The sequence below is a fragment of the Pseudomonas sp. MNR3A genome, assembly GCF_009650575.1.
GTDB classification, from domain to species: Bacteria; Pseudomonadota; Gammaproteobacteria; order Pseudomonadales; family Pseudomonadaceae; genus Aquipseudomonas; species Aquipseudomonas machongensis.
In genome coordinates this window covers 149,062-159,915 of record NZ_VZZS01000006.1, presented here as the reverse complement: position 1 = coordinate 159,915, position 10,854 = coordinate 149,062, and the positions used below count along the sequence as shown (strand labels likewise).

Here is a 10,854-nt window from a genome sequence, read left to right as displayed (position 1 = left end):
AGGCGAAAACAGCCGAGGAACGGTCGGAGTCGCGCTCGACTTTACGGGTTGTAAATGAGCATTCCGACCGGGCTGGCGCACCAGGCTGTTTTGAACGCAGCATCACCGAGTATCAAGGCTTTTCATACTGCGCCTAGGCTTTACCCGAAGTTCGAAAAACTCCACCCATGCCAGAAACACTGCTGCTGACTTTTGGTCGAGACTGGCGACAAGGTGATGCGCTAAGGCGTTTTGTAATCAATCCGTGAACCCCAGCTATCCCACCCGGCTGGGGCTGGCGATGCGCTTGTCGATCAATTGAGCGGGCTTGTCGGCTGAACGCTTACAGACAAATAACCAGCCCAAGCTGCCAGAGCCGACCAGCGCAATGCCAGCCGGCTTTTCATGATGGCTTACTCCACCTTCAACTTCTCTCGATTGCGCTCCAACAGTGCGTTGCCGATCCCCTTGATTTCCAGCAATTCATCAACGGACGTAAAAGGCCCATTGGCCTCTCGATAAGCGACGATGGCCTCGGCCTTGGCTTTGCCAATACCACTCAATCCGGCCTCCAGGGTCTGTACATCAGCCTTGTTCAGGTCGATCCTGACCGGTGACTCCTGAACGACGGTGCCAGTAGCCATTGCTGGACGCGGCATGTGCTCTACCGTTTGCGTCACGGCGTGAGCGGGCACCGATAGGCAGGCAAACAGAGGAAGGAAGAGATAAGACAGGACATTATTGCGCATGATGTACATCTCCTTGTGGGTTTTATCTTCGGCAGTATTTCCTCACTACCGAGGTGACATTACCCGCGGACCGGTATGCCGTAAAGCAAACGATCCAGGAAAATAGTTACTTGCGCGAAACAATAAAATAAAACATTCAATATATTCAGACAATTCCTACACGAACTCGTCAAAATAACAACTTGCAACTACACCCTGACATTAAAGAAACCCAAAGGACTCACGTTAAACACTGACCGTGTCATCCATGAGTCCTGTGCATACATCAGGGCTCCAGACGACGTTGCTGATGTATCAGGTCGACTATTTCGCCATCGGGAGCGTAGCCACTCACCGTCTCTCTGAGCAATTGGCGTACCCGTGCGTAATCGTCGTTTTCGACAGCCTTCAGCAGGGCCTCCAGACGCTCCTTGAGCACGTCCCATGGAAGGTAGTCTTCATGGGCGCTCATGATCATCGGGTGGGGGGTCGCCTCGACATTGTCGCCGATCAGCAATTCTTCGTAGAGTTTCTCCCCAGGCCGCAGGCCCGAAAACTCTATGGCGATGTCTCCGTGGGGATTGTGCTCCGAACGGATACTGAGCCCGGACAGATGAATCATCTTTTCAGCCAACTCGACGATTTTCACCGGCTCACCCATGTCGAGCACGAATACATCGCCCCCTTGGCCCATCGAACCCGCCTGGATGACCAACTGCGCAGCCTCGGGAATGGTCATGAAGTATCGCGTGATATTGGGGTGGGTGACCGTCAGCGGCCCGCCTGCCTGGATCTGCTTGTGGAACAATGGAATAACCGAGCCAGAAGAACCCAGGACATTTCCGAAGCGCACCATGGTGAATCGCGTCTTGTTAACCTGCGCGATGTTGCCCGTTTCGCCAAACAGGATCGGTGCCAACTCTCGGCTCAGCGCCTGCAGCGTCATTTCGGCCAGACGCTTGGTGCTCCCCATGACATTGGTTGGTCGTACCGCCTTGTCGGTCGAGATCAGCACAAAGTTCGAGATACCCGCCTGGAGCGCTGCCTGCGCGGTATACAAGGTCCCCATCACGTTGTTCAACACGCCTTCGGCGATATTGTGTTCGACCATAGGCACGTGCTTGTAGGCCGCCGCATGGTAGACAGTGTCCACTCGCCAGGCGCGCATGATATCTATGAGTTTGCGCTGGTTGCGCACTGATCCCAGTATCGGCAGCAGCTTGACCGAAAGTGATTCACGCTCGACGCGCTTCTCGAGCTCGGAAAGAACGCTGTACAGATTGAACTCGCTGTGTTCGAAAAGCAGCAGCACTTTCGGTCCCAGGCCGAGAATCTGGCGACACAACTCCGATCCGATAGAGCCGCCCGCGCCTGTCACCATGACCACCTGGCCAGCGATACAGCGCGACAGCAGATCGCGTTGCGCCGGCACGGCGTCACGCCCCAGCAGGTCGGCGATGTCGACCTCCTGGATGTCATCGACCTTGACCCTGCCGCTGGCCAGATCCATGAAGCCCGGGATACTGCGCACGTGCAGCGGATACCCTTCCAACAGGCCAAGAATCTCACGGCGTCGGGCCCGGGTTGCCGATGGGATCGCCAGGAGGATTTCCTGCGCACCGGTCCGGTCGATCATGCGCTGAAGATGCTTGGGTTTGAACACCTGCACCCCGGAAATCACTCGGTCGGCAATGCTGTTGTCATCATCAATGAACGCCACAGGCCTCATCACCTTGCCCAAGCGCAGCGCGGCAACCAATTGGTTACCCGCCGAACCGGCACCATAGATCGCGACTTTGGTCAAACCATCGTCGCGATTGGTGAACGGTACATGCTGCACCGCTGCGAACCAGTCACCCAGGAAGTACTGCCGCATGGCCAGACGCAACCCGCCGATCATGATCAGGCTCAGCCACCAGTAGTTGAAGATGATGGAGCGTGGCACGACATTCTCGTGATTGCTGTACCAATAGACGATCACGCCCAGAATCAGAGAAGACAGGCTGACCGCTTTGATGATGGTGATCAGGGCGTCATTACCGAAGTAACGCATGACCGCCCGGTACAAGCCGAAACGGATGAACAATGGAATCGCCACGAAGGGCGCAGCAGCAAAGAGCCAAGGGTGATCCTTGACGGGATTGGCCAATTCATCGATACCCAGGCGCACGACAAATGCCATCCACAAGGCTACCCACACCAGCACTATATCGGTAGCGACCTGAAGGAGGCGCTTATAACGGCGAGGCAATCCCAACAGAAAGGTCCGCAATCTATCCATAACCCCTTCGAACACCTTTACCGCTCCCCTACGAAGCCTGTCTTGAATGACCAAGACCTGCCGCACGTGCAGCAGGTCTTTATAACTCTCTATTATTCGAGATCGCCAGCGCGGTAACGCACCGCGAGCACGACCAGCGGTACATAGGCGATAACGAGCGCCAATGCACCCTCGAGTTTCAGCAGCATGACGCACAAGGCAATGGGTAACAACCAGAACAGATTGATTGCACCGACAGCAAGCGTGACCGGCAGATGGCGCCCATATTGCCGGGAGGCAAATTGATAGGCGTGACTGCGATGAGCCTCATAGACCTTGTCCCCCCTTGCCAGGCGGCGAATCAGGGTGAACGTGGCATCGACGATGAACACACCGAGCAGGACAAGCCAGCACCAGAACAGCGATGGGTCCTTCCAGGCGGCCTGCAGCGAAAGTACACCCAATGCAATACCCAGGAAGCCACTGCCAGCGTCCCCCATGAAGATCCGCGCAGGTGGAAAATTCCAGCAAAGGAAACCCAGCACTGCAGCGCTGAGCAGCAAGGGCAGGATCATCAATTGCTCGAAGCCGCCCACCCAATACACCAGGCAAGCGCCCAGGCAGGCACAGAGCGCTTCGACGCTGGCAATGCCGTCGATACCGTCCATGAAGTTGTAGAGGTTCAGCAACCAGACCAGATAGAACGCCCCGAGTACAGCCCCAATCCACCCAAGGTCAATATCCAGGCCCAATACTCGCACTACGGGGAATCCGCCAAGCCAGAACAGCGCCCAGGCTGCGGCGGCGAAATGTCCCAGGAGGCGCCAGCGCGCCGCGATATGCCCATGGTCGTCCATGAAACCGATAACGGCGATGGCAGCGCCTGCGCCGCCCAATGCCACGAGCATCGGATAGTCGGCCAGTTGGCCAAATGCTATAGCGACCAACGACAGCAGAAACGCCACCACGATGGCCACACCGCCGCCACGTGGCGTGGGAACCGCATGGGAACTGCGCGCATTGGGAACGTCGATGATGCTCTTGGCCAGTGCATACCGGCGCAACACCGCCGTCAACGAAAACGACAGCACCAACACCAGCGGAAGCAACCACGCTTGATTCATTTTCTTGTATCTTCCTGAAAGTCACGCGCAGCTTGGCGCAACGCGTCGTCTACGCTCACCGGGGGAGTCCAGCCCAGCAACGAACGGGTTTTCTCGATATCAACCTGCAGCGACCCGCAAAGACGTTGGGACAATGCACGCTTGCCCAGCAGGGTCGCTGCCAGCTCCAACAGCATCGAAGGCACTGGCAGGAGCCGGGCTGGACGTCCAAGAGCCGCAGCCATGCGTCGCAACAAACCGGTGGTGGAGAGATCTTCGCCATCGCTGACCAGGAAGGTCTGGTTGGCCGCCCCAGGATGATCCATGCAGGTGATGATCAGGTCGACCAGATTGTCCAGCGCCACCAGGCTCCGCCGGTTGTCGATGGCACCGAAAGGCAGCGGGACGCCTTTGTCGAGCCAACGCATCATGGCCTGGAAGTTGGCCTTCACGCCCGGCCCATATACCAGCACCGGCCGGATGATCACGACTTCCAGTCCGGTCTCCTGGGCAAGACGTAGCAGTGCGTCTTCTGCTTCTCGCTTGGACACCCCGTACGGATCCACCGGCGCAGGAACATCGTCAGGCTTGTACGGGCGCCCCTTGACCGTGCCCTCGCCGTTGACCTTGATCGAGCTTACGAATACAAAGCGTCGTACCCCGGCCGCAGCAGCCTGCCTGGCCAGGTTGACGGTGCCGTCGACGTTGATACGCCGAAAAGCCGCGAGTGGGTCTGGTTCGGTATCGTTCATCACATGAACGCGAGCAGCGCAGTGAATGACAGTGCCGACATCACCCAGTGCCGGGCTCCAGTCCGCGTCACCATCAAGTTGGGCGCAGTGGAACACCTCGGTCGCAGCCGTCTGCTCGACTTCAGGCTGACGTACTGCGATGACCACCGAGTGGCCTAGTTGGCGCAGCTTTTCCAGCACTGCCTTGCCCACAAAACCGGTTGCACCGGTCAACAGAATCCTGTTCGACATCACTTGGCCGCCTTGCGCTGAGTCGCGGTACGGAAAAGAGAAACCAGACGCTCCATGAGTCTGGCCTTGGAATAGTGCGTGAGGTAATAGTCACGCCCGGCGTTGCCCATCTCGGTACGTCGTTCGACCGACGACCCGGCGAGCTCGGTGACAATTCGCGCGAGACCTTTACCATCGCTCGAATCACAGGCTAGTCCGGCACCGGACTCACGGATGACGCGGGCCGCCTCTCCGTTGATCATGCCCAGCAGCGGACGGCCAGAGGCCAGGTACGCCTGAACCTTCCCGGGAATTGTTTTCTCGAAGACATCGTTGGTTTTCAACGACACCAATAGGGCATCCGAACACGCAAACAGGCCGGGCATTTCCTCGAGTGGATGACGTCCCAGCAGATGGACATTATCGAGCCCACGCTCTCGCACCTGATCGGCCAGCCACTCACCCATCCGGCCGTCACCGGCGATGACCCAGCGCACCGCAACTTTGTCGCGCAACAATTGCGCGGCCTCGAGGATCGAGGGGAAGTCCTGGGATTCACCCAGGTTGCCGGCGAACGCAACGGTAAACACCGTCGGATCCGCTTCGATCAGCCGAGTCGGCGGGGCTTCGACGGAAAAGTCATCTTCGGCCCAGCTGGGAAAATACACGAGGCGATCCGGATCGATTGGCCTGGTGCAGTAGTGTCTGACGTTGTCAAAGAAACCATGGGATTGCAGCAACAGGTAATCAGTCCGATTGTAGATCCAGGACACCATGCGGCCGACCAATGACAGGAGACCCGTATGCTTGATCACGCCCACAGCCCGAAGCGTTTCAGGCCAAAGATCGAGCACCCAGACGAATACCGGGGCACGCTTGAGCCGACCAATCACGATCGCCGGTATGGCTGACATGATCGGAGATACGGCGTACACAAATAGCGCGTCGAATGCCCGACCACGCAGTTTGTAGGCTCCGATTGTCGAGGCACTGGTAAAAAACGCCGCATAGTTGAGTATCAAGCCGAGGCTGCCTTTACCACGCGCTCGCATGGGCACTCGAACGACCTGCGCGCCATGATAGTTACTGAAACGCGCGGGATCCTTCCGATAAGCCTCGAAGACCACGCCTTCAGGATAATTGGGAAGGCCTGTCAAAACGGTCACGTCGTGGCCCTTCTCGACCAAATCGCGGACCATATCATTGATCCGCATGTTTTCCGGCCAGAAATACTGCGTGACCACCAGTACTTTTAATGGTTTCTCTGACATGCAGGCCACGAATCAGTATCTTTTCCAGACTGTGCGATTCACATAATCCGTGTAGCTGTGGACGATGCGCACGACCTTGTCCGAGACGTTCGGCATACTGTAATCGGCAACCAGGCGCAGGCTGCGATCGGCACCACGGGATTGCTCCTCCAGGATCGCCAGTGCCTGCAGCACTCGCTCGACTTCCAAGCCGACCATCATCGCGGCCGCTTCTTCCATGCCCTCCGGACGCTCGTGCGCTTCACGGATGTTGAGTGCCGGGAAGTTGAGGATCGACGACTCTTCATTGATCGTGCCGCTGTCCGAGAGCACAGCCTTGGCGGTCAGTTGCAGCTTGTTGTAGTCGGTGAAGCCCAGTGGCTTGAGCAGACGTACGTTGGGGTGGAACGTGACACCCAGGGCATCCACGCGTTTTTGGGTGCGTGGGTGGGTCGACACGATCACCGGCAAGTCGTATTGCTCGGCGACGGTGTTGAGCACCGCAACCAACTTCATGAAGTTCTTTTCGGAGTCAATGTTTTCTTCGCGGTGCGCGCTGACCACGAAGAACTTCCCGAACTCCAGACCCAGGCGATCAAGCACATCGGACTTTTCGATCGCCGGAAGATAGTGATTGATAACCTCGAACATCGGGCTGCCGGTCTTGATCACGCGATCCGCAGGCAGGCCTTCCTGCAACAGATAGTCGCGGGCAATGGTGCTGTAAGTCAGATTGATGTCGGCAGTGTGATCAACAATCCGGCGGTTGATCTCTTCAGGCACACGCATGTCGAAACACCGGTTACCCGCTTCCATGTGGAACGTCGGGATCTTACGGCGCTTGGCTGGCAACACTGCCATGCAACTGTTGGTATCACCCAGCACCAACAGCGCTTCAGGCTGGACTTCGGCCAATACACGATCCACCGCGATAATCACGTTACCGATCGTCTCGGCACCTGTTGCACCAGCCGCATTGAGAAAGTGATCCGGCTTACGAATACCGAGATCATTGAAAAAGATCTCGTTCAATTCATAATCGTAGTTCTGCCCTGTGTGAACAAGCACGTGATCGCAGTGGCGATCCAGCGCTGACATGACGCGAGCCAAGCGGATGATTTCCGGACGCGTACCAACGACAGTGACTATTTTCAACTTTTTCATATTCTTTATACCCTAAACAAGAATTCAGGCTTGTGTACCCACAGGGCGCGCGTAAGTGTCAGGAAGCTCGCGATCAAAGATCTCGTTGGCCCACAGCATGACGATCATTTCTTCGTCGCCGACATTGGTAATGTCATGGGTCCATCCGGGAACGGTTTCGACGATCTCAGGCTTTTCGCCAGTGGTGAAAAGCTCGTAAAACGAGCCCGATATCACGTGACGGAAGCGGAAGCAGGCACGCCCTTTGATGACCAGGAACTTTTCCGTCTTAGAGTGGTGATAATGCCCGCCACGCGTGATTCCCGGATGCGCCGTGAAGTAGGAGAACTGCCCTGAATCCTTGGTTTTGAGCATTTCAACGAAAACACCCCGAGGATCGCCATACTTGGGAACCTCGTAGGTAAACTTTTCGGCAGGAACATAACTCAGATAGGTCGAGTACAGTGCACGCACCAGCCCCGTACCTACCGGCTCGGTGACCATGGTCTGACGACTGTCGCGGAAAGCCCGCAACTGTTCCGCCAACTTGCCAACCGTGATTTGATACTGGGGCTCGACTTCTCCGAAAACAGCACCGCTGCCCTTTGCGTCCATCACTTCGATGAAGCGACGCACCACATCGTCGACGTAAACCAGATTGATCCTGGCTTCTGGGTCGTTGATGGTGATCGGCAAATCACGGACGATGTTATGGCAGAACGTGGCGACGGCCGAATTATAATTCGGACGCGCCCACTTACCGAACACGTTAGGCAAGCGGAAGATCTGGACAGGCACGCCCTCGTCATTGGCAAGCGACCTGAGCGCATCCTCGGCATCACGCTTGCTCTTGCCGTAGGCGTTATCGAGTTCAGCCTGGGTCGAGGAAGTGTAAAGAACCGGAACCTTGCGCCCACTGGCGATGATCGCATCACACAGAAGACGGGTAAGGTCCGCATTCCCGGTATTGAACTCAGCAGGGTCCTGTGGTCGATTGACGCCGGCCAGGTGGAACACGAAGTCAGCGTTCGCTACCTTGCCTTTGAGCGATTCAGGCGCATCGGCTCGGGTGAAGCGATCCACTTCGAGATCACTGCGTTCAGCCAGATGCACCAGCAGGTTCTGACCGACAAAGCCATTCGCCCCAGTAATCAAAACACGCATGGATCAGTCCTCGGGCGCAGCCAGTTCGCCGCGTTGAATGGCACGCATGAAGTCCAACTTGAGCAGCAGCTTCTGCATACCCTCGACATCGAGACGTTCGGTGTTATGCGAGTTGTAGTCTTCGGTACGGGAGATTTTAGTCTCACCCTCTTCGACAAACTTGGCATAGTTCAAATCGCGTAGATCCGGCGGCACACGGAAATAGTCGCCCATGTCTTCTGCGCAAGCCATTTCCTCACGGCTCAACAGCGCTTCGTAGAGTTTTTCACCGTGACGGGTGCCGATCACTTGAATAGGATGATCTGGCTTGTTCACCAGGGCAGTGAGGGCCTTGGCGAGGACTTCCACCGTAGCAGCGGGCGCCTTCTGGACGAACAGGTCGCCATTGTTGCCATGCTCGAATGCATACAACACCAGATCGACCGCGTCAGAAAGCGTCATCATGAAACGCGTCATGTTCGGGTCGGTCAGTGTCAATGGCTTGCCTGCGCGGATCTGCTCGATGAACAGAGGGATCACCGACCCTCGCGAGGCCATGACGTTGCCGTAGCGGGTACCACAGATAACCGTTTTGGTCTCGTCGACGTTTCGCGACTTGGCGACCATCACCTTTTCCATCATTGCCTTGGAGATGCCCATGGCGTTGATCGGGTAAACGGCCTTGTCGGTGCTCAGGCAGACAACACGCTTGACTCCGTTCTGAATCGCAGCCTCAAGAACGTTTTCAGTGCCCAGCACGTTAGTCTTGACCGCCTCCAGTGGATGGAACTCACAGGACGGAACCTGTTTCAATGCCGCCGCATGATAAATATAATCCACGCCACGGGTGGCATTGAGAATACCCTGATAATCACGCACGTCGCCAATATAAAACTTCAACTTAGGACTGGCATAGCGCTTACGCATGTCGTCCTGTTTTTTCTCATCGCGACTGAAAATGCGAATTTCTGCAATATCGCTATCCAGGAACCGCTTCAATACGGCATTGCCAAACGAACCAGTGCCCCCGGTAATCAGCAGTGTTTTACCCGTGAAAAAACTCACTTAAATTTCTCCATAAATTTCAAAATCTGATTCCCAACGGCTTGACTAGACCGCGTTTCAAGTAGCCAAACCCTACCACGATTAGCCTTTTGTGACAATTGCTCCGGGTCCGCCGATGCAAACTCTTTGAGCGCCGAAGCCACGCCCTCCACGGAAAACTCCGGGATAATATTGAGATACTGATAATACTCGTCTGGAATACCTTTCAAGCGCGTGGTCAACACAGGAACTTCCGCACACATATACTCGATCAACTTTGATGGAAACGAATAACGAGTAAATGTTTGCGCCGGGTCCCGCGTAATTGGCAAGACGGATGCAAATGCCTGCATTTTTGCCACCTCGGCCGGGCTGACCACCCCCCAGTATTTTACAGAAGGGTTTGCTGCACTGACCGACTTGAGGTATTCGACAAGGTCCCCACCACCACAGATGTGGAGTTCATAATCAATACCCGACTGGAGAAATCCCTCCACCAGCTCTTCGATCCCGTAAGACCGATTTACACCACCGGCGTAGAACACTCTTTTCTTCTCGATCACTTGATCCTGGATCGGTGGCTCAGCAGTATCGGCTATGCCCTCCAGCACCATGAACGGCACGTTTGACCACTGCGGGCAGTCGTCTACCATTGGACGACTTATCACAAACAACCCTGCGGCGCCTCGGACCAGAAAACCAAGAATCGAAGCGTCCATCTGCTTCATGAGCCGCACGAAGCGCGAGCGCTTGAGCATCACGTCCATGTAAGCAGGCAAGTCTGGCACATACACGTAATACGGCACTCGACGAAGCCTTGAAAAAATCCAGGCCGCCAAGAGGTTGGGGGTATGTGCGGCATACACGCACACCCCTATGCGAGGCTTGCCGGATGACAATAATCCACACAAAGCCATCACGAAACGAACAATAAGCTTCAAGCCGGGAAGGTTGATCAACGGCATTACCCGCCTGACGACTCCCGACTGCCTGGTACGTGCAGCAGGCATGAAAACATGAGGATTTCTTGGATAGGCGGATGACGCCATTGTGGACAGCGCAACCACTTCCACCCCGACACCGGATATCGCCTCAAGAAACCGAGACTCCAGCTTATGAGCGGCCACCTGCGGCATCGCATCGCCCTTGGAGTACTTGAGAAAATAGTCGTCATCGACACAGAAACCCAGCAATGTCAGATCATGCATACCACCCCCAGCGCACACTCAAAAACCTCATTGA

Annotated in this window: 9 protein-coding genes; all 9 read right to left on the bottom strand. The window is 56.1% G+C overall.

Going from position 1 to position 10,854, the window contains the following annotated elements:
* Window positions 1-392: 392 nt before the first annotated feature.
* The 9 genes from F6X62_RS04985 to F6X62_RS04945 all read right to left on the bottom strand — a co-directional run bounded on the left by F6X62_RS04985 (window position 393) and on the right by F6X62_RS04945 (window position 10,820).
* On the bottom strand, window positions 393-728 hold the full coding sequence (locus F6X62_RS04985) for a ComEA family DNA-binding protein (protein ID WP_153772868.1): 336 nt from the start codon (window positions 726-728) through the stop codon (window positions 393-395).
* 265 nt (window positions 729-993) lie between these two features.
* Window positions 994-2,988 carry a nucleoside-diphosphate sugar epimerase/dehydratase gene (locus F6X62_RS04980; RefSeq protein WP_153772873.1) on the bottom strand — a complete coding sequence of 665 codons (1,995 nt, stop codon included), beginning with the start codon at window positions 2,986-2,988 and terminating at the stop codon, window positions 994-996.
* Window positions 2,989-3,080: 92 nt separating this feature from the next.
* Window positions 3,081-4,091, bottom strand: coding sequence for a glycosyltransferase family 4 protein (locus F6X62_RS04975; RefSeq protein WP_153772867.1), 1,011 nt, complete (start codon window positions 4,089-4,091; stop codon window positions 3,081-3,083).
* Complete coding sequence (locus F6X62_RS04970; protein WP_153772866.1) at window positions 4,088-5,053, bottom strand: SDR family oxidoreductase; 966 nt, start codon at window positions 5,051-5,053, stop codon at window positions 4,088-4,090. The genes F6X62_RS04975 and F6X62_RS04970 overlap by 4 nt, the downstream gene beginning before the upstream one ends.
* Entirely contained in the window at window positions 5,053-6,303 is a 1,251-nt protein-coding gene (locus tag F6X62_RS04965) for a glycosyltransferase family 4 protein (protein WP_153772865.1), read from the bottom strand. The genes F6X62_RS04970 and F6X62_RS04965 overlap by 1 nt, the downstream gene beginning before the upstream one ends.
* A gap of 12 nt (window positions 6,304-6,315) precedes the next feature.
* Entirely contained in the window at window positions 6,316-7,446 is a 1,131-nt protein-coding gene (gene wecB / locus F6X62_RS04960; RefSeq protein WP_153772864.1) for a non-hydrolyzing UDP-N-acetylglucosamine 2-epimerase, read from the bottom strand.
* A 24-nt stretch (window positions 7,447-7,470) separates the two neighbouring features.
* Entirely contained in the window at window positions 7,471-8,589 is a 1,119-nt protein-coding gene (locus F6X62_RS04955) for an NAD-dependent epimerase/dehydratase family protein (RefSeq protein ID WP_153772863.1), read from the bottom strand.
* Between the two features lie 3 nt (window positions 8,590-8,592).
* Window positions 8,593-9,633: a polysaccharide biosynthesis protein gene (locus tag F6X62_RS04950; RefSeq protein WP_065862133.1), complete on the bottom strand. Its 1,041-nt coding sequence runs from the start codon at window positions 9,631-9,633 to the stop codon at window positions 8,593-8,595.
* Window positions 9,630-10,820, bottom strand: coding sequence for a glycosyltransferase (locus tag F6X62_RS04945; RefSeq protein ID WP_153772862.1), 1,191 nt, complete (start codon window positions 10,818-10,820; stop codon window positions 9,630-9,632). Before F6X62_RS04945 ends, F6X62_RS04950 begins: the two co-directional genes overlap by 4 nt.
* Between the last annotated feature and the right edge of the window lie 34 nt (window positions 10,821-10,854).